This is a genomic window from Citrobacter tructae, assembly GCF_004684345.1.
Taxonomy (GTDB): Bacteria; Pseudomonadota; Gammaproteobacteria; order Enterobacterales; family Enterobacteriaceae; genus Citrobacter; species Citrobacter tructae.
Genome location: NZ_CP038469.1, coordinates 4,426,897 through 4,449,180, shown reverse-complemented (window position 1 = coordinate 4,449,180; position 22,284 = coordinate 4,426,897). Strand labels below are relative to the sequence as shown.

General features: G+C 55.2%; 22 protein-coding genes. 10 read left to right on the top strand and 12 right to left on the bottom strand.

The genetic code is table 11. From position 1 onward, the window contains the following. The first annotated feature begins 37 nt into the window (after window positions 1-37). Together norV and norW are read left to right on the top strand one after the other, a co-directional pair. Window positions 38-1,486 carry an anaerobic nitric oxide reductase flavorubredoxin gene (gene norV, locus E4Z61_RS21970; protein WP_135324558.1) on the top strand — a complete coding sequence of 483 codons (1,449 nt, stop codon included), beginning with the start codon at window positions 38-40 and terminating at the stop codon, window positions 1,484-1,486. After that, a complete protein-coding gene (gene norW, locus E4Z61_RS21965; protein WP_135324557.1) occupies window positions 1,483-2,616 on the top strand; it encodes an NADH:flavorubredoxin reductase NorW in 1,134 nt (377 codons plus the stop codon). The genes norV and norW overlap by 4 nt, the downstream gene beginning before the upstream one ends. A gap of 110 nt (window positions 2,617-2,726) precedes the next feature. Here the strand turns inward: norW and hypF are convergent, their stop codons facing one another. The 3 genes from hypF to E4Z61_RS21950 form a co-directional block, all read right to left on the bottom strand. Beyond that, a complete protein-coding gene (gene hypF / locus E4Z61_RS21960) occupies window positions 2,727-4,967 on the bottom strand; it encodes a carbamoyltransferase HypF (protein WP_135324556.1) in 2,241 nt (746 codons plus the stop codon). A gap of 65 nt (window positions 4,968-5,032) precedes the next feature. Then, window positions 5,033-5,578: an electron transport protein HydN gene (gene hydN / locus E4Z61_RS21955; protein ID WP_096759340.1), complete on the bottom strand. Its 546-nt coding sequence runs from the start codon at window positions 5,576-5,578 to the stop codon at window positions 5,033-5,035. 144 nt (window positions 5,579-5,722) lie between these two features. Then, the gene (locus tag E4Z61_RS21950; RefSeq protein WP_135324555.1) at window positions 5,723-6,736 is read right to left on the bottom strand and encodes a LacI family DNA-binding transcriptional regulator; all 1,014 of its coding nucleotides are present in this window, start codon (window positions 6,734-6,736) and stop codon (window positions 5,723-5,725) included. Between the two features lie 263 nt (window positions 6,737-6,999). Here E4Z61_RS21950 and ascF point away from each other — a divergent pair, with 263 nt between their 5' ends. The 3 genes from ascF (at window position 7,000) to E4Z61_RS21935 (ending at window position 10,337) form a co-directional block, all read left to right on the top strand. Further along, window positions 7,000-8,454 carry a PTS cellobiose/arbutin/salicin transporter subunit IIBC gene (gene ascF, locus E4Z61_RS21945; RefSeq protein WP_135324554.1) on the top strand — a complete coding sequence of 485 codons (1,455 nt, stop codon included), beginning with the start codon at window positions 7,000-7,002 and terminating at the stop codon, window positions 8,452-8,454. Window positions 8,455-8,476: 22 nt separating this feature from the next. Beyond that, window positions 8,477-9,901, top strand: coding sequence for a 6-phospho-beta-glucosidase (locus E4Z61_RS21940; protein ID WP_135324553.1), 1,425 nt, complete (start codon window positions 8,477-8,479; stop codon window positions 9,899-9,901). 196 nt (window positions 9,902-10,097) lie between these two features. Further along, window positions 10,098-10,337, top strand: coding sequence for a SymE family type I addiction module toxin (locus tag E4Z61_RS21935; protein ID WP_135324552.1), 240 nt, complete (start codon window positions 10,098-10,100; stop codon window positions 10,335-10,337). A 64-nt stretch (window positions 10,338-10,401) separates the two neighbouring features. Here E4Z61_RS21935 and hycI read toward each other — a convergent pair whose 3' ends face one another. The 9 genes from hycI to hycA form a co-directional block, all read right to left on the bottom strand. Continuing rightward, entirely contained in the window at window positions 10,402-10,872 is a 471-nt protein-coding gene (gene hycI / locus E4Z61_RS21930) for a hydrogenase maturation peptidase HycI (protein WP_135324551.1), read from the bottom strand. Continuing rightward, the gene (locus E4Z61_RS21925) at window positions 10,865-11,275 is read right to left on the bottom strand and encodes a formate hydrogenlyase maturation HycH family protein (protein WP_135324550.1); all 411 of its coding nucleotides are present in this window, start codon (window positions 11,273-11,275) and stop codon (window positions 10,865-10,867) included. Before E4Z61_RS21925 ends, hycI begins: the two co-directional genes overlap by 8 nt. Continuing rightward, window positions 11,272-12,039, bottom strand: coding sequence for a formate hydrogenlyase subunit HycG (gene hycG, locus E4Z61_RS21920; protein WP_016154184.1), 768 nt, complete (start codon window positions 12,037-12,039; stop codon window positions 11,272-11,274). Before hycG ends, E4Z61_RS21925 begins: the two co-directional genes overlap by 4 nt. Further along, complete coding sequence (gene hycF / locus E4Z61_RS21915; protein ID WP_135324549.1) at window positions 12,039-12,581, bottom strand: formate hydrogenlyase subunit HycF; 543 nt, start codon at window positions 12,579-12,581, stop codon at window positions 12,039-12,041. The genes hycG and hycF overlap by 1 nt, the downstream gene beginning before the upstream one ends. 9 nt (window positions 12,582-12,590) lie before the next feature. After that, window positions 12,591-14,300, bottom strand: a complete 1,710-nt coding sequence (gene hycE, locus E4Z61_RS21910; protein ID WP_135324548.1) for a formate hydrogenlyase subunit HycE — start codon at window positions 14,298-14,300, stop codon at window positions 12,591-12,593. Window positions 14,301-14,317: 17 nt separating this feature from the next. Next, window positions 14,318-15,241: a respiratory chain complex I subunit 1 family protein gene (locus tag E4Z61_RS21905; RefSeq protein WP_135324547.1), complete on the bottom strand. Its 924-nt coding sequence runs from the start codon at window positions 15,239-15,241 to the stop codon at window positions 14,318-14,320. A 2-nt stretch (window positions 15,242-15,243) separates the two neighbouring features. Beyond that, window positions 15,244-17,070 carry a formate hydrogenlyase subunit 3 gene (hycC, locus tag E4Z61_RS21900; RefSeq protein WP_135324546.1) on the bottom strand — a complete coding sequence of 609 codons (1,827 nt, stop codon included), beginning with the start codon at window positions 17,068-17,070 and terminating at the stop codon, window positions 15,244-15,246. After that, window positions 17,067-17,678, bottom strand: coding sequence for a formate hydrogenlyase subunit HycB (gene hycB, locus E4Z61_RS21895; protein ID WP_135324545.1), 612 nt, complete (start codon window positions 17,676-17,678; stop codon window positions 17,067-17,069). The genes hycC and hycB overlap by 4 nt, the downstream gene beginning before the upstream one ends. Window positions 17,679-17,822: 144 nt before the next feature. Continuing rightward, complete coding sequence (gene hycA / locus E4Z61_RS21885; RefSeq protein ID WP_135324544.1) at window positions 17,823-18,281, bottom strand: formate hydrogenlyase regulator HycA; 459 nt, start codon at window positions 18,279-18,281, stop codon at window positions 17,823-17,825. A 198-nt stretch (window positions 18,282-18,479) separates the two neighbouring features. On the opposite strand from hycA, the gene hypA reads away from it, so the two are divergent. The 5 genes from hypA to hypE all read left to right on the top strand — a co-directional run bounded on the left by hypA (window position 18,480) and on the right by hypE (window position 22,171). After that, a complete protein-coding gene (gene hypA, locus E4Z61_RS21880) occupies window positions 18,480-18,836 on the top strand; it encodes a hydrogenase maturation nickel metallochaperone HypA (RefSeq protein WP_135324543.1) in 357 nt (118 codons plus the stop codon). Window positions 18,837-18,907: 71 nt separating this feature from the next. Further along, window positions 18,908-19,780, top strand: a complete 873-nt coding sequence (hypB, locus tag E4Z61_RS21875; protein WP_135324542.1) for a hydrogenase nickel incorporation protein HypB — start codon at window positions 18,908-18,910, stop codon at window positions 19,778-19,780. Continuing rightward, the gene (gene hypC / locus E4Z61_RS21870) at window positions 19,771-20,043 is read left to right on the top strand and encodes a hydrogenase 3 maturation protein HypC (RefSeq protein WP_045446692.1); all 273 of its coding nucleotides are present in this window, start codon (window positions 19,771-19,773) and stop codon (window positions 20,041-20,043) included. The genes hypB and hypC overlap by 10 nt, the downstream gene beginning before the upstream one ends. After that, window positions 20,043-21,164, top strand: coding sequence for a hydrogenase formation protein HypD (hypD, locus tag E4Z61_RS21865; protein WP_135324541.1), 1,122 nt, complete (start codon window positions 20,043-20,045; stop codon window positions 21,162-21,164). Before hypC ends, hypD begins: the two co-directional genes overlap by 1 nt. Beyond that, on the top strand, window positions 21,161-22,171 hold the full coding sequence (hypE, locus tag E4Z61_RS21860; protein ID WP_135324540.1) for a hydrogenase maturation carbamoyl dehydratase HypE: 1,011 nt from the start codon (window positions 21,161-21,163) through the stop codon (window positions 22,169-22,171). The genes hypD and hypE overlap by 4 nt, the downstream gene beginning before the upstream one ends. Window positions 22,172-22,284: the final 113 nt, after the last annotated feature.

The window sequence follows — 22,284 nt, the reverse complement described above, 5'->3', positions numbered from 1 at the left end:
ATCTTTTTTGAAAAACGCTGAATTAATTGAGGTTGCTATGTCTATTCTGGTTAAAAATAACATTCATTGGGTTGGCCAACGTGACTGGGAAGTGCGTGATTTCCACGGAACCGAATACAAAACGCTGCGCGGCAGCAGCTACAATAGCTATCTTATCCGTGAAGAAAAAAATGTCCTGATAGATACAGTAGACCACAAGTTTAGCCGCGAATTCGTGCAGAATCTGCGCAGTGAAATTGACCTGGCGGATATTGACTACATCATCATCAACCATGCCGAAGAAGACCATGCCGGTGCGCTGACCGAGCTGATGTCCTGCATCCCGGACACCCCGATTTACTGCACCAATAACGCCATTGATTCCATCACTGGTCACCACCACCACCCGGAATGGAACTTTAACGTCGTAAAAACCGGTGACTCACTGGATATCGGTAACGGCAAGCAGTTGATCTTCGTTGAAACGCCGATGCTGCACTGGCCCGACAGCATGATGACCTACATGACCGGCGATGCGGTTTTGTTCAGTAACGACGCTTTTGGTCAGCACTACTGTGATGAACGCCTGTTCAATGATGAAGTTGACCAGACGGAGCTGTTCGAACAATGCCAACGCTACTACGCCAACATCCTGACCCCATTCAGCCGTCTGGTGACGCCGAAAATCACCGAAATTCTCGGCTTCAATTTACCGGTCGATATGATTGCCACCTCCCACGGTGTGGTATGGCGCGACAACCCAACGCAGATCGTTGAGATGTACCTGAAATGGGCGGCGGATTATCAGGAAGATCGCATCACCATTTTCTATGACACCATGTCCAATAACACCCGCATGATGGCCGATGCGATTGCCCAGGGCATCAACGAAGTTGACCCGAACGTGGCGGTGAAAATCTTTAATGTCGCCCGCAGCGATAAGAACGAAATCCTGACTAACGTCTTCCGCTCTAAAGGCGTGCTGGTTGGTACCTCCACGATGAACAACGTGATGATGCCGAAAATCGCTGGTCTGGTAGAAGAGATGACCGGCCTGCGTTTTCGTAATAAACGCGCCAGCGCCTTCGGTTCACATGGCTGGAGCGGCGGTGCGGTAGACCGTTTATCTACCCGTCTGCAGGATGCCGGTTTTGAGATGTCGCTGAGTCTGAAAGCGAAATGGCGCCCGGATCTGGACGCGCTGGAACTGTGCCGTCAACACGGCCGCGAAATTGCACGTCAGTGGGCACTTGCTCCGCTGCCTGAAACGACCGTGAAAGCAGCAACCAAAGAAGAGGAGTGTGCCTGTGCCGCCGCGGCTGCCGCTGACCTCGGCCCAAGCATGCAGTGCAGCGTGTGTCAGTGGATTTACGACCCAGCAAAAGGCGAACCGCTGCAGGACGTTGCACCAGGTACACCGTGGAGTGACGTACCGGACAACTTCCTGTGCCCGGAGTGTTCATTAGGCAAAGATGTCTTCGACGTACTGGCTACGGAGGCAAAATGAGCCGCGGAATTGTCATTATTGGTTCGGGCTTCGCCGCCCGCCAGTTAGTCAAAAATATCCGTAAGCAGGATACGACTATCCCGTTGATCCTGATTGCCGCTGACAGCATGGATGAGTACAACAAGCCCGATCTCAGCCATGTTATTAGCCAGGCACAGCGTGCCGACGATCTCACCCGTCAGTCGGCGGGAGAGTTTGCCGAACAGTTTAATTTGCGTCTGTTCCCACATACCTGGGTTACAGATATCGATGCCAATTCCCACGTAGTGAAAAGCCTGGACAAACAGTGGCAGTACGACAAGCTGGTGCTGGCAACGGGAGCTTCAGCCTTTGTACCGCCGGTTACCGGGCGTGAGTTAATGCTCACATTGAACAGCCAGCAGGAATATCGCGCCTGTGAAACACAATTGCGCGACGCCCAGCGGGTGCTGATTGTTGGTGGTGGCTTGATTGGCAGCGAGCTGGCGATGGATTTCTGCCGCGCCGGTAAAGCGGTAACGCTCATCGACAACGCCGCCAGCATTCTGGCCTCGTTAATGCCGCCAGAAGTCAGCAGCCGCTTGCAGCATCGTCTGACCGATATGGGTGTGCACTTGCTGCTGAAATCACAGTTGCAGAGCCTGGAGAAAACCAGCACCGGTATTCGCGCCACGCTCGATCGTAGCCGCAGCGTAGAAGTCGATGCGGTGATTGCCGCAACCGGCCTGCGTCCGGAAACGGCGCTGGCGCGTCGCGCTGGATTGAACATCAATCGTGGCGTCTGCGTCGACAGCTATCTGCAAACCAGCCACCCGGACATTTATGCGCTCGGCGACTGTGCTGAAATTAATGGTCAGGTCCTGCCGTTCCTGCAGCCGATTCAACTGAGTGCGATGTATCTGGCGAAGAACCTGCTCGGCGGCAACGCCCCGCTGAAGCTGCCAGCCATGCTGGTAAAAATCAAAACGCCTGAGCTGCCATTACACCTGGCCGGGGAAACCCAGCGTCGCGATCTGAACTGGCACATTGCGGCTGAAACAGAAGGTATGGTCGCCAGAGGAATGAACAGCGAAGGCCAACTGTGTGCCTTCGTGGTGAGCGAAGATCGGATGAAAGAGGCCTTTGCACTACTGAAAACGTTGCCCGTGTAAATCCATTGTTCCGTTGCTTGATTTATTAACCTCACGCACACGGATGTGCGTTGCCACTTGTCGGTATGCCCCGACTTGCTTTTCTTGCCCCGCCAGTCCCGGGGCTTTTTTTATTTTTGCGTCTGCGCCCGTGCCGCGGCAATCACGCCCTGCCCCAGCGACAATCCACCGTCGCCCGCCGGTAAACGCTGCGGGAACAGTAAGGTAAAATCATGCAGATAAAACGCCAGCCGGGCTGACAGCAAGCGGTTGTGCATCACGCCGCCGCTGAATACCAGCGTCTTAATCCCGCGTGCGGATGCGTGTTCGCGCATCAGGGTGGCAAAACCTCGCGCCAGCGCATCGTGAAAAGCCCAGGCGCGTTCAGGGCCCGTTGCCTGCCAGTTCAGCCACTGCTGCCAGAAAACCGCTAAATCCAGCTGGTTGTTGTTAAGCGGTATCGTAACCGGGTGTTCTACACCCGCGCACTGGGAAGCGAGCGTCTCCAGCGCACAGGCGGCCTCACCTTCATAACTCAGCGATTCCGGCGCGCAATGCAGCGCAGCGGCAACCGCATCAAACAAGCGCCCGCACGACGATGCCAGCGGAGCATTGATCCCCCGCTCGATGGCACGTGCCAGTACAATCCAGTTTTGTTGATGCAGTAGCGCCGTTTCCGGATAACGCTGCCAGTCAGGAACAAAGCGCAGAGACTGTGCCAGCAGGTTGCGCCACGGCTGTTTTGCCGCCAGATCGCCACCGACCAGCGCCACAGCGGGCAAGCCCCCGAGGTGTTCGCATTCACGATAATTAACCCGCAGACACTCACCGCCCCACAGTGCGCCATTTTCGCCCATGCCGATACCATCCAGCGTCAGGGCAATCACATCCCCGCCATTCAGCGGCCAGCCATGTTCGGCCAGGCACGCCGCAGCATGCGCATGATGATGCAGCACCGTTTCAACTGGCAACTCCATCTCACGGGCCCACTGACTGGAAACGTAGCCGGGATGCGCATCGCAGACGATACGCTGCGGCGTAAAATCATAAATAGTCTGGATCAGATGCAACGCATCTCGCCACTGATTTTGAATGCCATCATCACTGAGATCGCCCAGATGCTGGCTGATAACCGCCTGTTCACCGCGCACCAGGCAGAAGGTATTTTTCAGATCCGCGCCTAAACACAGCATCGGTTGCACGTCACGAAAACCCGGCGGCAGTGCGACCGCATCCGGCACGTAGCCCCGAGAGCGGCGCAGCATTTCTCCACTTTCTCGCACCACAGAGTCATCCATACGCTGCACAATCTCGCGGTTATGCAGCAGGAAACCATCGGCAATCTCACCTAAATCTTCCAGCGCCTGCGCATTGGTAATGGCTGGTGGCCTGCCGCTAAGGTTGCCGGAGGTCATCACCAGTGGGCAATTCATCTCTTGTAAGAGCAAATGCTGTAACGGATTCGCTGGCAGCATGACGCCAACTTCCGTTAACCCTGGTGCAATTCCCTCACTGAGCGAAACCACATATTTTTTATTCACCAGCACGATTGGCGCGGCAGGAGTTGTCAGCAAACGCCGTGCGGCTTGCGGTAGCCCGTCGTCCCCCGGCAGCATCACCGCCAGCGGTTTAGCCGGGCGATGTTTGCGCAGCCTGAGCATCGCCACGGCATTGTCGTTACGCGCGTCGCAAACCAGATGAAATCCACCAATACCTTTGATGGCCACAATACCGCCCGCTTTCAGCAACGTAACCGCAGCCTGCAGCGCCTCTTCTTTCTCCACCCGCAGATCTGCGCTTATCCATTCAAGATGCGGGCCACACGCCGGACAGGCGACAGGCTGCGCATGAAAGCGACGGTCATATGGATCGCGATATTCCACTTCGCATTGTGGGCACAGCGGGAATGAGGCCATGACGGTAAACGGACGGTCATATGGCATTGCGCGAATAATAGTGAAGCGTGGGCCGCAGTGGGTGCAGTTGATGAAAGGATAACGATAGCGGCGTTCGCCGGGGGTGTTCATTTCAACAAGACAGTCGGGGCAGGTTGCGGCATCGGGTACGATTTGCGTGTTCATCGTGCCGCCAGCGCTTTGGCGAATAGAGAAATCGGCAGGCTGCTGCATCCAGACAAACGGTTCGCTCTCGACGCTGTCAATCCGCGCCAGCGGCGGGCAATGCTGATGCAGTTCGGCAATAAATTGCGATGCGTTTTCGAGCAAACGCACAACCACCCCGTCGCCGTCGTTACAGACGTCGCCATGCAGCTGTAGTCGCTGCGCCAGTTGCCAGACAAAGGGCCGAAACCCAACGCCCTGTACTTTACCGCGAATGCGCAGCTCTACGCCGGAGTGGTTGTTTAGTGTCATGATGAATTCCCGCGCTCATGTATCCCTGAAATATCCGGTACGTATTTTACGCGGATTTTTAGCAATCAGAACAGTAAAGATGCGGTGGAATCCAGCGCCGCACGACGGCGTTTTTCCGCGCTCAGTTGCTCAAGTTTATTACGATCAACATAAATCAGGGCATGCGTCGGGCAGACTTCCATACAGGCAGGACCCGCTTCACGATGGTGGCACAGGTCACATTTATTGGCTTCGGCTTTTTCCGCACGTACGTTCAGACCTGCGCCGCTATTACGAATAACCGGACGAACAACGACTTCCATTGCGCCGTAAGGGCAAGCAACCACGCAGGTTTTACAACCAATGCAGCGTTCCTGCATTACGTGGACAAAGCCTTTATCGCGGCTAATCGCACCATTCGGACAGACGTTGGCGCACGGCGCATCTTCACACTGACGGCACAACGTCGCGGTAGAGACGTTAACGCCTTTGATCACGTGAATGCGCGGTAAAAAGGTTTCAGGGGTCAGCGATGCGCAGTCCTGGTTATCCTGGTGTGATACCACGCAGGCCACTTCACAGGTACGGCAACCAATGCATTTATTGGCGTCTGCAATGATGAAACGGTTCATCAAATTCTCCAGCAATGACAGATTATCTGCCGAAGCATTCATAAATCGTGCCAGAATTTAATGCGCTGTTATTAAAGGGTTTTTATTTCAGATGTTCTCGGGTTTGCGTGTCATCGTCACTAGTGACGATGACAAATGACAGCATCAGCGCGAAAGTGACGGCGCAAGAGAAGCGCGAGGGATAAGTTCGCCGGTAAAGGTTTTCTCTGGCGTAAATGCTCCGCCGTCCAGCATAAAGATCAGCCGACCTATGGTTTCCTGGACCATCTCCGTTACCGGGATTTTAACGCTGGCAAGCGCCGGGACCATGTATGGCGCAAGGGCAATATCATCGAAACCAATCACCGACACCTGCGCGGGAATATTGATGCCCTGCTCGTTCAACTGCTTCATCGCCCCAATCGCCATGTCATCATTGCTGGCCACCAGCGCGGTAAAGCTTGCCTTACGTGAAAGCAAGGTTTTAACACCTTCAGCTCCGCAAACCGGCGTCCATTTCCCGTTAACAATCAAATCATTATTTACAGAGATGCCATGATGCACCAGCGCGTCCTTATAACCAGAGAGTCGCTCCACGCCGGTAGGTGAATCCATCGAGCCGGTAATAAAAGCAATCTCGGTATGCCCGGCGCTAATCAATTGCGTGACGGCGTTAAAGCTGGTTTGCTTTTGATCACACCAGACGCAGTGACTGCTATTTTTACGCAGACGTCGGTTAAGTACCATAATCGGCTGGGCGTGCGCATCGATAATATCGTCTATATCATCGACGTTGAGAAAACGCGGGTAGATCATGATCGCATCACAACGCAGGTCGAGCAGATATTGAATCGCCTGGCGTTCTTCCTCAGCGCTGTGTTTGCCGTCAGCAAGCAAAAGCTGACGTCCCTTATCCTCCGCCATACGCGCGGCATGGAACAGCAACTCGCTAAAATAGACGCCGTGGTACAGGGTGTTGGTCACGACCAGGCCCAGCGTCTGCGTGCTCTTCGCCGCCAGGCTGCGCGCCAGCAAATTGGGACGATAGCCACTCTCTTCAATGGCCTGGAACACGCGGTCTTTGGTCTCCTGACTGACGTAGCCGTTCCCCGAAAGCACCCGGGAAACCGTCGCTTTCGACACGCCAGCACGCTTCGCCACTTCCAGCATCGTGGTCATATTACTCATCCCTTTTCACTCAATGTGTCGCAGTGTACTGCACCGTTTCGCCGCTGTCCTTGCTGCTAAATCGCAGGATGCCATATCTGGTGATCGTAGTCACAATTATAAAAAACGATCAAAATTAAATCTTGCCAAAAATGAATAAAATAAACATGATTTTATGAAACCGGTTTCCTATCAATGTTTCATCATGACAGAAATGAGACAAAAATAAACGGCAAGACATTACCTACCCTACTGATAAAACAGGATTAAATCCGATGTCTAAGAATTATGCAGCGCTGGCGCGCTCGGTTGTGACGGCTCTGGGCGGCGTCGAGAACATCACCGCAGTGACACACTGCATGACCCGCCTGCGTTTCGTGATCAAAGATGATTCGCAGGTCGACAGCGCTACGCTGAAAACGCTCAATGGCGTGCTCGGCGTGGTGCGTAACGACAATCAGTGCCAGGTGATTATTGGTAATACCGTGTCACAAGCATATCGCGAGGTTGTCGGCCTGCTGCCGGGCGATATGCAGCCCAGCGAACCCGCAGGCAAACCCAAACTAACGCTCAAGCGTATCGGTGCTGGGATCCTTGACGCGCTGATCGGCACCATGTCACCGCTGATCCCGGCGATTATCGGCGGATCAATGCTGAAACTGCTGGCGATGATCCTCGAAATGACCGGCATTCTGGAAAAAGGCTCTTCAACGCTAACCATCCTGACGGTAATCGGCGACGGCGCATTCTTCTTCCTGCCGCTGATGGTCGCCGCCTCGGCAGCCATTAAATTCAAAACCAATATGTCGCTGGCCATCGCGATTGCGGGCGTACTGGTGCATCCGAGCTTTATTGAGCTGATGGCAAAGGCCGCACAGGGTGAACACGTTGAGTTTGCGCTGATCCCGGTCACTGCGGTGAAATATACGTATACGGTGATCCCGGCGCTGGTCATGACCTGGTGCCTGTCGTACATCGAACGTTGGGTGGATCGCATCACCCCGGCGGTGACGAAAAATTTCCTTAAACCGATGCTGATCGTGCTGATCGCCGCCCCGCTCGCCATCGTCTTAATTGGCCCGATTGGCATCTGGATCGGTAGCGCTATCTCCGCGCTGGTGTATACCATTCACGGCTATCTGGGCTGGCTGTCGGTAGCCATCATGGGCGCACTGTGGCCGCTGCTGGTGATGACCGGCATGCACCGCGTCTTTACCCCCACCATTATTCAGACTATTGCCGAAACCGGTAAAGAAGGCATGGTGATGCCATCTGAAATCGGTGCCAACCTGTCGCTGGGAGGCTCTTCTTTAGCCGTCGCCTGGAAAACCAAAAACCCGGAACTGCGCCAGACGGCGTTAGCGGCAGCCGCCTCAGCCATCATGGCGGGAATTTCCGAACCGGCGCTGTACGGCGTGGCGGTGCGTTTGAAACGCCCGCTGATCGCAAGTCTTATCAGCGGTTTTATCTGCGGCGCCGTTGCCGGGATGGCCGGACTGGCAAGCCACTCGATGGCCGCACCGGGCCTGTTCACCAGCGTGCAGTTTTTCGACCCGGCCAATCCGATGACTATCGTTTGGGTGTTCGGCGTCATGGCGCTGGCGGTGGTGCTGTCGTTTGTCTTAACGCTGCTGCTCGGCTTTGAGGATATTCCCGTCGAAGATGCGGCCGCGCAGGCCAGAAAAAATCAGGCCGCGCAACCGGGCAATGTCAATGGAGCCAGCATCTGACTGGCAATAACTGAGGTTTACTATGTCTGTTTTTCCGCAAGGATTTTTATGGGGCGGCGCACTGGCCGCCAACCAGTCTGAAGGGGCGTACCGCGAAGGTGGAAAAGGGCTGACCACCGTGGATATGATCCCCCACGGCGAACATCGGATGCCGGTCAAACTGGGTCAGGAAAAACGCGTTCAACTGCGCGATGACGAGTTTTATCCCAGCCATGAGGCGATCGATTTTTATCATCGCTATAAAGAGGATATCGCCTTGATGGCGGAAATGGGGTTTACGGTGTTTCGTACCTCAATTGCCTGGAGTCGGCTCTATCCGAACGGGGACGAACTCGCCCCCAATCAGGAAGGCATCGATTTTTATCGTTCTGTTTTTACCGAATGTAAAAAGTACGGCATTGAGCCGTTGGTCACGCTGTGCCACTTCGATGTGCCGATGCACCTGGTCACCGAGTACGGCTCCTGGCGTAATCGCAAAATGGTGGAATTTTTTACCCGCTACGCCCGTACCTGCTTTGAGGCCTTTGACGGTCTGGTGAAATACTGGCTGACCTTCAATGAAATCAACATCATGCTACACAGTCCTTTTTCCGGCGCGGGGCTAGTGTTTGAAGCAGGTGAAAACCAGGATCAGGTGAAATACCAGGCCGCGCACCACGAACTGGTTGCCAGCGCGCTGGCGACCAAAATCGCCCACGAAATCAATCCGCGCAACCAGGTTGGCTGCATGCTGGCGGGTGGAAACTTCTACCCCTACTCGTGCAAACCTGAGGATGTATGGACCGCACTGGAAAAAGACCGTGAAAACCTGTTCTTTATTGATGTACAGGCGCGCGGGGCTTATCCCTCCTATTCAGCCCGCGTATTCCGTGAAAAGGGCGTGGTGATAGAAAAAGCCCCGCACGATGACGAGATCCTGAAAAACACCGTCGATTTTGTCTCCTTCAGCTATTACGCCTCGCGCTGCGCCTCAGCAGAAATGAACACCGGCAATACCAGCGCCGCTAACGTGGTGAAGTCGCTGCGCAATCCGTACATTGAAGCCAGTGAATGGGGCTGGGGCATTGACCCACTGGGTCTGCGCATCACCATGAACATGATGTACGACCGCTACCAGAAACCGCTATTTTTGGTGGAAAACGGCCTGGGGGCGAAAGATGAACCAGACGCCAACGGTGAGATCAATGACGACTACCGCATCCGCTATTTACGCGAGCACATTCGCGCCATGGCAGACGCCATCGAAGACGGTGTGCCGCTGATGGGTTATACCACCTGGGGCTGTATTGATCTGGTCTCCGCCTCCACCGGCGAAATGAGTAAACGCTACGGTTTTGTCTATGTGGATCGCGATGATGCCGGCAACGGAACGTTAGCGCGTACCCGTAAGAAATCATTCTGGTGGTACAAAAAAGTGATCGCCAGTAATGGGGCCGATCTGGACTGATCGTCGGGCCGGGTGGCGCTTGCTATCCGGCCCGCATATTGGACCTGCCACGAACTTTTAGCTCACCCTTTCCGTTTCATTTTTTACATTCTTTTTTCTGGATCGTCATTCCATTCTGCGATTTGCTGTCGGGCATTTTTACTGGCATTTTATTCAGTAGTTTTTACTTATCATCGTTCGTAACAAGGAAACGTTCATGCCTACTGATAATGCCCAAACAACAATGATTATCTCCAAACCCGTGCGTCGTTTAAGAGTGGGTTATGTCAGAAGACGCTACGAAGATCGCCACACCGGATTCACCCTGCGAATCAGTCGGCACGCCTCATTAACGCTCAATGGCGACTGGCTGGAACAGGCGGGATTCCCTACCGGCACGGCGGTGAATGTTTCGGTAATGCAGGGGAAATTAATTATTGAGCAGGTGGCCGAGTAACGGCGGGTGTATGGGAGAAACTGGCCGGATGCCGCACGTGGCTGACATCCGGCGCAGACAGAGCTTACTCTTCTGGCGCGTCTAACTCAGCAAATCCGCCATGGCCTTCCCAACCGGCTAATCGCTGATACACGGTCTCTACTGCCTCTTTGATTGGCTGCGTCATCGGGTAATAGAAACCGACAATATCCGGTTGAATGCCGAGGAATATCACCTCGCCAACGTCGTCTTTCAGCTGCTCTACCAAATAGTTCAGCGGCATGTTGTGGGTGGTCATCATGAACATCTCGGCAATATCATCGGGATCGATAATGCGGATCTCACCGGGGTTGAGGCCCATGTCGGTGGCATCAACAATCAGCAGGCGTTCCGGGCGCAGTTCACGGATCGCTACGATGTCATTTTCCGGCGCGCTTCCGCCGTCAATGACCACCCAGTTGCCTTTAGGATCTGCGGCGCACATTTCTGCCAGTAGCGGACCTGCTCCGTCGTCACCCATCATGCTGTTGCCGACACACAATAAAACGTCAGTCACGGTGTCTCCTCACCATCAGATAGATGGCACTTTCCTGATGAATGTCATGCAGCATGCTGAGCATCAGTTTGCTCCATTCCCGCTGCTGTGGTGTCTGCACGGCAAGCGCGTCATCAAACGCGCGCGCCAGCATCTGCACATGGTTAAAATCGATAACGATCTCGCCATACTTCGGCACGCCTTCCATCTTACGACGGGCTTCGCTTCCTTCGGCAAGTGTGGCAATCCACGCCAGATAATCATCCCACGGGCAGGTTAACGCCGCTTCCAGGCAGTCGATGATCCCGAGGTGGTGACCAATCGCCAGGCTGTAATAGACAACCTGCTGCGCCTCGGCGGGCGTTGCATCGTTCTCATCAATAAACTTACGGCTCAGTTGACTGAACACCACCGTTTCACTCATCGGATACGCGCCTCTTCTACAACATGATTAAGGTGCGTGACGATCTCGGTCAGACGCGGATCGTTTTCCGCTTCCAGCCAGCGCGCCACCTGATGCTCACCCTGTCCTAACTGCGTCATATAATCATCGGCAATCTGGCGACCATAGCGATAGCCCGCCAGACGGCGCGCTTCACGATCGACCTTCACGCGCAGCGGCTGAACCATATCCGGATGCAGAATTTCAGCGGGCTGCGCATCCAGTTCGCCTGGCGCACGCGCGTGAATTTTTTGTTCCAGCAGGCCAAGCGCCATCGCAAAGCCATACAGCGTGGCGGCTGGCGTCGGTGGGCAACCAGGAATATACACATCCACCGGTACTATTTTGTCGGTGCCGCCCCATACGCAGTATAAGTCGTGAAAGATACCGCCGCTGTTACCGCAGGCCCCGTAGGAAATACAAATTTTCGGATCCGGGGCAGACTGCCAGGCACGCAGTGCCGGAGAACGCATCGCACGGGTTACCGCACCGGTAAACAGCAGAATGTCCGCGTGACGCGGCGACGGAACCACTTTGATACCAAAACGTTCGGCGTCAAACAGCGGAGACAGCGTGGCGAAAATTTCGATTTCGCAACCGTTGCAGCCACCGCAGTCGACGCGGTAAACGTACGCTGAACGCTTGATGCTTTTCAGCAATGACGCTTTCATGCTGGCAATGGATTCATCCACGGTCATCGGCACCGGAATTCCGTTGGCATCACGTGGGCCTAATAAATTGCTCATCAGCTGGCCTCTTTCATATGGCGAGTCAGTTCAATACGGTCAGACGGCACCAGGCATTTCTGGCGCTTACAGTCCGGGCAGGTCTCAAAGCCTTCACGGTGATTTTCCGCACGGGAATCACCGTTGTGTTTAAGCAGCGCAATGGCGTAATCGATCTCTTTTTGCACTGCAAAAGGACGCTTGCAGACGCGGCAGTTACACAGCGCAAAACGAGACTGCTGCAGGAAATCTTCTTTCTTCCATACCGCCAGCTCATATTCCTGCGACAGCTTAATCGCCGCTGTCGGGCAGACTTCTTCGCAGCGACCGCAGAAAATGCAGCGTCCCAGGTTAAACTGCCAGGCCAGCTCATTGGTGACCAGGTCGGTTTCGACCGTCAGCGCATTGGACGGGCACGCATTCACACAGGCTGCGCAGCCAATACACTGCTGCGGATTGTGTTCCGGTTTGCCACGGAAATTTTTATCGACCGCGATAGGCTCCAGCGGATACGACGACGTTGGCGCCCCGGTTTTGATGACTTTTTTGATAAAGGTAAACATGGCGATTCCTTATTTCAGCGGCGAGTTTTTACGCTCGATGCTGTAGCGCTCAAGTTCTTTGTACGGCACGACTTTGCTTTTCTTCTTACGCACATCAACCACGGTCATGCGGTCAGTACAGGAGTAGCAAGGATCGAGGCTACCGATAATCAGCGGGGCATCGGAGACGGTGTTACCGCGCAGCATGTAACGCAACGTCGGCCAGTTCGCATAGGTGGCCGCACGGCAGCGCCAGCGATACAGCTTCTGGTTGTCGCCGGTCATACTCCAGTGGATGTCATCGCCACGCGGTGCTTCGGCAAAACCCAGTGCGAAACGGTGCGGAATGTAGGTGAAGCCTTCCACCGCCAGTGGGCCGCCAGGTAAGTTATCGAGGCCGAAGTCAATCATGTTCAGTGCGGTGTAAACTTCATTGATACGCACTTTCAGGCGAGAAATCACGTCACAGCCTTGTTCACTGTGCACTTCCATCGGCAGTAGACCATAGCCGACAAACGGGTGATCGGCGCGGGTATCACGAGCATGACCGCTGGCGCGAACCATTGGACCAACGTTACTGAAGTCACGGGCGATTTCAGGATCCAGACGACCAATGCCGACAGTACGCTGTTCCATGTTCGGCGTGCTGAGCAGCATATCGACCAGTTCCTGCACGTCGCGACGCATTTGCTGAGCCAACTGACGGGTCTGAATCATATCGTCTTTCAGCAGGTCACGACGGATGCCGCCGATCAGATTCAGACCGTAGGTTTTACGCGCCCCAGTGAGGATCTCCGCCATCTTCATGGACGTTTCACGCACGCGGAAGAACTGCATGAAACCGGAGTCAAAGCCGGTAAAGTGGCAGGCGAGGCCAAGGTTCAGCAGGTGCGAATGCAGACGTTCAACTTCGAGCAGAATGGCGCGGATCATCTGCGCGCGTTCCGGCACCACAATCCCCATCGCATTTTCCACGGAGGTGGTGTACGCGGTGCTGTGGGCAAAGCCGCAAATGCCGCACACGCGATCCGACAGGAAGGTGACTTCGTTGTAACCCATACGGGTTTCCGCCAGCTTTTCCATGCCACGATGGACATAGAACAGACGGTAGTCGGCATCGATGATATTTTCGCCATCAACAAACAGACGGAAGTGGCCCGGTTCGTCGGAGGTCACGTGCAGCGGGCCAATCGGCACCACATTGTTTTTCTTGTCACCCAGTTCGTTGATGAACTCGTAGGTTTCGGCATCAGTGGTCGGCGCGGGGCGCTGACGGTAATCCATGCTGTCTTTACGCAGCGGATAGAGTTCATCCGGCCAGTCATCCGGCAGTACCAGACGGCGTTCATCTGGTAAACCAACCGGGATCAAACCGTACATGTCGCGCACTTCACGCTCGCCCCAGACGGCGGCCGGTACGCGCGGCGTAACGGACGGGAACTCCAGTTTATTGGCATCGACTTCTACGCGGACGGTGATCCAACACTTGGTGCCCTGCTCCATCGACATCACGTAGTAAACGGCATAATGGCCGCACAGCTGGCGTTCGTCGTTACCAAACAGTACCGACAACCAACCACCCTGTTTGTAGTACAGGAACTCAACCACTTCCGGCAGGTAGTTCACCTTCACGGTGATGGTCAGCTGATCTTTGGTCTGCCAGCCTTCATCCAGCACCACACCCGGGAAGGCCTGGTGCAGAGCGGCGAGATATTGTTGACCTACTTTTTCTTCAGACATGTTCAAACTCTCTTAAATCACGCCACCAGCAAGGAGACGAATGCTAAAAACGCAAACCCAAAACCAGCCCAGGTCACGCGTGAAGTGGCGCAAAAACGCAGACGCGCCATGCTGTTTTCGAACAGGGCGATGATCAGCACGCCAAGGACCAGCTTAACGACGGCAATCACCAGCGCCAGCAGCAGTCCACCTGCGGTAAAGGTTTCCATCTGGCCCCACGGCAGGAACACGCCGACGAACATTTGCAAAACGACCAGTTGCTTGAGGCTGATGCCCCACTTGAGCACCGCAAAACCGCTGCCGCTGTATTCGGTCAGCGGACCTTCCTGCAGCTCCTGTTCTGCTTCTGCCAGATCGAACGGCAGTTTGCCCATTTCGATAAAAGTGGCAAAAGCGCAGGCGCACAGCGCCAGAACCAGCGGGATGCTATACGCGGCAGGCCAGTGATAAACGGTATCGGCAATATTGCTGATGTGAGTCGAACCGGCAACCTGCGCCGCCACCCACAGTCCCAACAGCAGAATCGGCTCCACCAGCACGCCGAGCATCGCTTCACGGCTGGCGCCGATGGCGGTGAACGGACTACCGGTATCCAGACCAGCGATAGAGAAGAAGAAGCGGGCAATGGCGAACAGGTAAATCAAGGTGATCAGATCACCCAGTTGCGGCAGCGGTGAGCCAACGGTCACCACCGGCAGTGCGGTTGCGATAGTTAACATGACGCCAACCATCACAAACGGCGTCAGACGGAAGACCCAGCTGGAATCCGCAGGCGCAATGCTCTGACGACCCAGCAGTTTGATAATGTCACGGTATTCCTGCAACACACCCGGACCACGACGATTGTGCAAACGCGCACGCGCCACGCGGGTAATGCCGGACAGCAGCGGCGCCGCGGCAAACAACACCAGCGCCTGAATTAACGGATATAAAACACTCATTCTCAGGCTCCTCGTGAAACCACAATCACCACCAGCACCGCCAGCTCAATCAGCGCCAGGCGACGGAACAGCACCGGTGCAGCCGCATTCTGCCAGCCCGGAACCAGTGATACCGGGTTAAGCCATTTACGCAGTTTAAGCACCGGGGCAAAGGCTTCTTTAACCGGCATGGCAAAACCATGCGCGGTGATCACCATTGACTGCTCGTGATCGTAACCACACACCCACGCGGTACCGCGTGAACGCGACGGCAGACGGTTGCCTTTGAAAATCGCCATGATAATGAACGGCAGCAGCGGACACGCGATCAGCAGCAGTGTGATCATCGGCTGAGAAACAGTTGTATTCGCCGTTTCCAGCGGCAGCGGAACGGCAGCGGAGATCAGCGGCAACAGCCACGGAGCGGCAACGCCGCCAATCACGCAGCAGATAGCCAGCGCAACCACGCTCACGCCCATCAGGATTGGCGCGCAGCAGGCGTTTTCCGCTTCCTTTGTACGCGGTGCGCCGAGGAAGGTAACGCCATAGACTTTCGCCATACACATCACCGCCAGCGCGCCGGTAATCGCCAGACCGACGGCCAGCAACGGACCTAACAGACGACCAATAAATGCACCGCTGTTACCCAGTTTGAAGAAGGATTGGTAAATAACCCACTCACCGGCAAAACCGTTCAGCGGCGGCAGCGCGGCCATCGCCATCAGACCAACCAGCATCGCCAGAGAAATCACCGGCATACGTTTACCGATGCCGCCCAGTTTCTCGATATCACGATGACCGGTACGGAACCAGATGCTGCCTGCGCCCAAAAACAGGACGCTTTTGAACAGGCTGTGGTTGACCAAGTGGTACAGACCACCGGTCAGGCCGAGTGCTATCAGCGCCGGTTGATTAAGGGAAATACCGGTCACACCAGCCCCCAATCCCAGCAGGATAATGCCGATATTTTCCAGCGTGTGGTACGCCAGCAGACGCTGAATGTTGTGCTCCATCAGCGCATACAGACCGCCGACAAACGCGGTGATCATTCCCAGCACCAGCAACGTAACACCCCACCACAGCGGTGCATTACCGCCGAGCAGCGACAGGGACAGAATACCCAGCAGACCGACCTTCATCACCACGGTAGAGAACAGCGCCGCAGCAGGTGCACTGGCGTTGGCGTGTGCCTGTGGCACCCAACCGTGCAGCGGGATAATCCCGGCCAGCAAACCAAAGCCCGCCACGCCCAGCAGCCAGATATCTGCGCCGAGTGGCAATTGCTGGGTGCGCAGGTCGAGCAGACGCAGTTCCAGCGTACCGTAGCGCTGCCACACCAACCAGCAGGCGATTGCCAGCAGCAGCGTACCGATACGGCCCAGCGCAAACCACAGCTTGCCTTCTTTGCTGCAGCCCGTCAGGAATACCGCACACAGCGCCATGATTTCCGCCATCACCACCAGCGTGCCGAGGTTGCTGGCAACCACCGCGCATACCGCCGCCGCCATCAGCAGATTCACCAACAGGCCGTTAGCTTTGACCTGAGGATGACGGTGCCAGTCGATGTTGTACAGGCTGACAAACAGGCCGCACAGACCCAGTGTGATAAGCCAGATAGCGTTAAGCGGCGTCATTTGCAGACTGTGACCAATAAATGGCATCACACCGCTGACCGCCAGCCCATTAATAAGCACGCTAAAACCGGCAGCCGCCGTACACAAGCTGCCTACTGCACCGCCAACACCGGCGATCCAGCCGCTAAACGGTTTATGAAACGAAAACAGAAATGCCAGAACCGCCGCCGCCGTAAACCAGGCCACGCCGCTGTTAATCAGTGAAATTGCGCTCATTTTGCATCTCCACTCTGAGCCTGCTGAAACAAGGAGAGATCGCCGAAGTCGGTATTGAACGTCAGCTCACGCTTACGTTTGCTGGCGCGGGCGATATCCGTATTGCTCACCAGATGCAGGGCTTTCGTTGGGCACATGCGCACGCAGGCCGGACCTTGTTCATCGAAGCTACACAGATCGCATTTCACCGCAATGGCACGGACACCCGGAACCCAGTCCAGCAGGGTGCTGACGCGAGCGGGCGCAGGCGGAGCAGGAGGCGCTTTTGACGTATTGGCATTCGCCGGGATATGAAGCGGGCGGCTGCCGGAGAACTCAATGGCCCCAAACGGACAGGCGATCCCACACAGTTTGCAGCTCACGCACAGGCTTTCATTCAGCTGTACGGCGCCGTCGACACGGTTAATAGCATTGACCGGGCAAACTGTGGCACAAGGCGCATCTTCACACTGGTGGCAAAGCTGCGGTGCAGATTCTTTTTCATTTAGCATCACTTTCAGGCGCGGCATTGACTGCAGGCCATGCTGGCGATGTGTCTCTGAGCAGGCGGCTTCACACGTGTGGCAGCCGATGCAAAGAGTGGAGTCAGCAATTACAAAACGATTCACCAGGCATTCCTCAGGTGATAGTCATTTTTGACGAAAACATGTCTATCAAATGTCATTTTCGACATTTTTCGACATGCCCATTCCCTAAACCGTCGTGACGCAGCATACGCACCGCATCATGACTCAAGTGGGCACACCCGAGGTTCAAACCGGGCTATGTCCTTCTACCAGTTGGCTTAAATTCACTGGCATATTGTTTTCAACCGCGGTGTACAGGCTGTCGTAGACGCTGGCGATTTTTTCGAGATAGTGCTCCAGCACCTGTTCACGATCGCGGTTGCTGATACGCTCATCGACTTTGCCGTCGAGGGACAGTTGTGCCTGTGCAATCAACTGCTTATCTTCACCGTCTTTCGTTTCAACGTAGTACTCGATGGTATGGCTGTTAAAGCCGTCCGCCAGCGTGACGTAGATAACGAAGTGTTCAAACAGGACAAAGCACAGATCTTTGTCCGGCGCGCAGCTCATCGCATGATGCAAACGCGCTTTCGACAGGGTGATTCCCTGTACCAGCGAGTTGCAATAAATACGCCACTGGTCCTGTAGGCGACGGTGCCGTTCAGCGATGTAATCGGCTTTTTCGCTTATTTCCCAAATAGTCATGTCAGGTTACCCGTTTAGCAGAGACTGTCAGCTTTAAGCACGTTTCATGCCAACATTAAATGCCTTTAATTTCATTAAGATACAAAATCAAACAGTCGTGACGACATGTCATTTCGTCATCGTCGTCATTGTCACGGGTGAAAAAATTCAATCTGGCATGTTTTTTGCTTTTATAACGGCAACAACATGGGAGGCGATATGCACGAAATAACCCTCTGCCAACGGGCACTGGAATTGATTGAACAACAGGCCACACAACACGGTGCAAAACGGGTAACTGGGGTCTGGCTCAAAATTGGCGCATTTTCTTGCGTAGAAACCAGCGCTCTCGCCTTTTGTTTTGATCTGGTATGCCGTGGCACCCTTGCAGAAGGTTGTAAACTCCACCTCGAAGAACAAGAAGCCGAATGTTGGTGTGAAACTTGCCAGCAGTACGTCACATTGCTGACGCAGCGTGTGCGCCGTTGTCCGCAATGTCATAGCGATATGCTGAGAATCGTGGCCGATGACGGTCTGCAGATTCGACGAATTGAAATAGGCGATGCTGAAGATTAATAGATGCCGGATGGCGACTTGGCCATCCGGCAACAGATTTACTGTAAGTAAAAAAAGATCAGGAGTGAGCGATGTGTACGACATGTGGTTGCGCTGAAGGCAACCTTTATATAGAGGGTGATGAACATAACCCCCACTCGGCGTTTCGCAGCGCGCCATTTGCCCCGGCTGCTCGTCCGGCGCTGAATATTACCGGTGTAAAGACCTCCAATTTCACCCCAAGCCAAACTGAAGAAGGCGATTTACACTACGGTCATGGCGAAGCAGGTACCCACGCGCCTGGCATGAGCCAGCGCCGTATGCTGGAAGTGGAAATTGACGTGCTGGACAAAAACAACCGTCTGGCCGAGCGCAACCGCGCCCGCTTCGCCGCCCGTCAGCATCTGGTACTGAATCTCGTCTCCAGCCCAGGCTCTGGTAAAACGACGCTGTTGACCGAAACGCTGATGAAGCTGAAAGGCAGCGTGCCATGTGCGGTGATCGAAGGCGACCAGCAGACGGTGAACGATGCCGCCCGTATTCGCGCCACAGGCACCCCCGCCATCCAGGTGAACACGGGTAAAGGCTGCCATCTTGATGCACAAATGATTGCCGATGCCGCGCCGCGTTTACCGCTTGATGACAACGGTATTTTGTTTATCGAGAACGTCGGTAACCTGGTGTGCCCGGCGAGCTTCGATCTTGGCGAACGCCATAAAGTAGCGGTGCTTTCGGTCACCGAAGGCGAAGACAAGCCGCTGAAATACCCGCATATGTTTGCTGCCGCATCGCTGATGCTGCTCAACAAAGTCGACCTGCTGCCGTACCTCAATTTTGACGTTGAAAAGTGCATCGCCAGCGCCCGGGAAGTGAATCCAGAAATTGAAATCATCCTGATTTCCGCCACCAGCGGTGAAGGCATGGATCAATGGATATCCTGGCTGGAGACGCAGCGATGTGCATAGGTGTTCCGGGTCAAATCCGCACCATTGATGGCAACCAGGCCAAAGTCGACGTTTGCGGTATTCAGCGCGACGTCGACCTGACGCTGGTCGGTAGCTGTGATGAAAATGGCCAACCGCGTCTGGGCCAATGGGTCCTGGTCCACGTAGGTTTTGCCATGAGCATCATTAATGAAGCAGAAGCGCGCGACACGCTCGAGGCGCTGCAAAACATGTTTGACGTTGAGCCGGATGTCGGCGCGTTGCTGTATGGCGAGGAAAAATAATGCGTTTTGTTGACGAATACCGCGCACCGGAACAGGTGATGCAGTTGATAGATCACCTGTGTGAACGTGCCGCTCACCTCCCCTACACAGCTGAACGCCCGCTGCGCATTATGGAAGTGTGCGGTGGTCATACCCACGCTATCTTTAAATTCGGTCTTGACCAGTTGCTGCCCGAAAACGTCGAGTTTATTCATGGCCCCGGCTGCCCGGTTTGCGTGCTGCCGATGGGCAGAATCGACAGCTGCGTAGAGATCGCCAGCCACCCGGAAGTGATTTTCTGCACCTTCGGCGACGCCATGCGCGTCCCAGGAAAACAGGGTTCGCTGCTGCAAGCCAAAGCGCGCGGTGCAGATATCCGCATCGTCTATTCTCCGATGGATGCGCTGAAGCTGGCCGAGGAAAACCCGACCCGCAAAGTCGTGTTCTTTGGTCTGGGTTTTGAAACCACCATGCCAACCACCGCCATCACGCTTCAGCAGGCAAAACAGCGTGACGTGCAGAACTTTTACTTTTTCTGTCAGCACATTACGCTGATCCCGACGCTGCGCAGCCTGCTGGAACAACCGGATAACGGGATCGACGCCTTTTTAGCGCCGGGTCACGTCAGCATGGTGATTGGCACCGATGCCTATAATTTCATCGCCTCCGATTTTCATCGTCCGCTGGTCGTCGCCGGTTTCGAACCGCTTGATCTGCTGCAAGGCGTGGTGATGTTGATTGAGCAGAAAATCGCGGATCACAGTCAGGTTGAGAACCAGTACCGTCGCGTGGTGCCGGATGCCGGTAACGCCTTAGCCCAGCAGGCTATCGCCGAGGTGTTCAGCGTCGATGGCGACAGCGAATGGCGCGGTCTGGGCGTTATCGAATCCTCCGGCGTTCATCTGACGCCTGACTATCAACGTTTTGATGCCGAAGCGCATTTCAAACCAGCCCCACAGCAGGTGTATGACGATCCGCGCGCGCGCTGCGGCGAGGTGCTGACCGGCAGATGTAAACCGCATCAGTGCCCGTTGTTTGGTAAAACCTGTAACCCGGAGACCGCGTTTGGCGCACTGATGGTCTCCTCAGAAGGCGCATGTGCCGCCTGGTATCAGTATCGTCAGCAGGAGTGTGAAGCATGAACAGCGTACAACTCGCCCACGGTAGCGGCGGTCAGGCTATGCAACAGTTGATCAATAGCCTGTTTATGGAAGCCTTTGCGAATCCGTGGCTGGCGGAACAGGAAGATCAGGCGCGTCTGGATCTGGCGCAACTGGTGGCTGAAGGCGACCGTCTGGCATTTTCAACCGACAGCTACGTGATTGATCCGCTGTTCTTCCCCGGCGGCAATATCGGCAAGCTGGCGATCTGCGGTACGGCAAACGACGTCGCCGTCAGCGGCGCTATCCCTCGCTACCTCTCCTGCGGGTTTATCCTCGAAGAAGGCCTACCGATGGAGACGCTGAAAACCGTGGTCAACAGCATGGCAGCCACCGCGCGTGAAGCTGGCATTGCCATCGTCACCGGTGACACCAAGGTTGTACAGCGCGGTGCGGCGGACAAACTGTTTATCAACACTGCCGGAATGGGCGCGATCCCCGCCAATATCCACTGGGGTGCGCAAACCCTGAGCGTGGGCGATGTACTGCTGGTTAGCGGTACACTCGGCGACCACGGTGCGACTATCCTCAACCTGCGCGAACAGCTGGGTCTTGATGGTGAACTGGTCAGCGACTGTGCGGTGTTAACGCCGCTGATTCAGACGCTGCGCGACATCCCTGGCGTGAAGGCGCTGCGCGACGCCACTCGCGGCGGCGTGAACGCGGTCACCCATGAATTTGCCGCCTCATGCGGATTAGGTATTGAGCTGTCTGAAGCAGCCCTGCCGGTGAAGCCCGCGGTACGCGGCGTCTGCGAACTACTGGGTCTGGATGCGCTCAACTTTGCCAACGAAGGCAAACTGGTGATTGCCGTAGAACGTCAGGCCGCAGAGAGCGTGCTTGCCACTCTGCGCGCGCATCCGTTGGGACGCGACGCGGCGCTGATTGGTGAAGTGGTTGAACGTAAAGGTGTTCGCCTCGCCGGGCTTTACGGTGTGAAGCGCACTCTTGATTTACCACACGCCGAACCACTCCCTCGTATATGCTAGCAGCCGTTTGGCGATGCTAACGCTCCTTATCCGGCCTGTAAGCGGTTCATACCGTAGGCCGGATAAGGCAAAACCGCCACCCGGCAATAATTTACAACTTATACCTATAATTC

Excerpts from the sequence above, each read along its gene's own strand:
- norV (WP_135324558.1), top strand. The coding sequence starts at position 38 with ATGTCTATTCTGGTTAAAAATAACATTCATTGGGTTGGCCAACGTGAC.
- norW (WP_135324557.1), top strand. The coding sequence starts at position 1,483 with ATGAGCCGCGGAATTGTCATTATTGGTTCGGGCTTCGCCGCCCGCCAG.
- hypF (WP_135324556.1), bottom strand. The coding sequence starts at position 4,967 with ATGACACTAAACAACCACTCCGGCGTAGAGCTGCGCATTCGCGGTAAA.
- hydN (WP_096759340.1), bottom strand. The coding sequence starts at position 5,578 with ATGAACCGTTTCATCATTGCAGACGCCAATAAATGCATTGGTTGCCGT.
- E4Z61_RS21950 (WP_135324555.1), bottom strand. The coding sequence starts at position 6,736 with ATGACCACGATGCTGGAAGTGGCGAAGCGTGCTGGCGTGTCGAAAGCG.
- ascF (WP_135324554.1), top strand. The coding sequence starts at position 7,000 with ATGTCTAAGAATTATGCAGCGCTGGCGCGCTCGGTTGTGACGGCTCTG.
- E4Z61_RS21940 (WP_135324553.1), top strand. The coding sequence starts at position 8,477 with ATGTCTGTTTTTCCGCAAGGATTTTTATGGGGCGGCGCACTGGCCGCC.
- E4Z61_RS21935 (WP_135324552.1), top strand. The coding sequence starts at position 10,098 with ATGCCTACTGATAATGCCCAAACAACAATGATTATCTCCAAACCCGTG.
- E4Z61_RS21925 (WP_135324550.1), bottom strand. The coding sequence starts at position 11,275 with ATGAGTGAAACGGTGGTGTTCAGTCAACTGAGCCGTAAGTTTATTGAT.
- hycG (WP_016154184.1), bottom strand. The coding sequence starts at position 12,039 with ATGAGCAATTTATTAGGCCCACGTGATGCCAACGGAATTCCGGTGCCG.
- hycF (WP_135324549.1), bottom strand. The coding sequence starts at position 12,581 with ATGTTTACCTTTATCAAAAAAGTCATCAAAACCGGGGCGCCAACGTCG.
- hycE (WP_135324548.1), bottom strand. The coding sequence starts at position 14,300 with ATGTCTGAAGAAAAAGTAGGTCAACAATATCTCGCCGCTCTGCACCAG.
- E4Z61_RS21905 (WP_135324547.1), bottom strand. The coding sequence starts at position 15,241 with ATGAGTGTTTTATATCCGTTAATTCAGGCGCTGGTGTTGTTTGCCGCG.
- hycC (WP_135324546.1), bottom strand. The coding sequence starts at position 17,070 with ATGAGCGCAATTTCACTGATTAACAGCGGCGTGGCCTGGTTTACGGCG.
- hycA (WP_135324544.1), bottom strand. The coding sequence starts at position 18,281 with ATGACTATTTGGGAAATAAGCGAAAAAGCCGATTACATCGCTGAACGG.
- hypA (WP_135324543.1), top strand. The coding sequence starts at position 18,480 with ATGCACGAAATAACCCTCTGCCAACGGGCACTGGAATTGATTGAACAA.
- hypB (WP_135324542.1), top strand. The coding sequence starts at position 18,908 with ATGTGTACGACATGTGGTTGCGCTGAAGGCAACCTTTATATAGAGGGT.
- hypC (WP_045446692.1), top strand. The coding sequence starts at position 19,771 with ATGTGCATAGGTGTTCCGGGTCAAATCCGCACCATTGATGGCAACCAG.
- hypD (WP_135324541.1), top strand. The coding sequence starts at position 20,043 with ATGCGTTTTGTTGACGAATACCGCGCACCGGAACAGGTGATGCAGTTG.
- hypE (WP_135324540.1), top strand. The coding sequence starts at position 21,161 with ATGAACAGCGTACAACTCGCCCACGGTAGCGGCGGTCAGGCTATGCAA.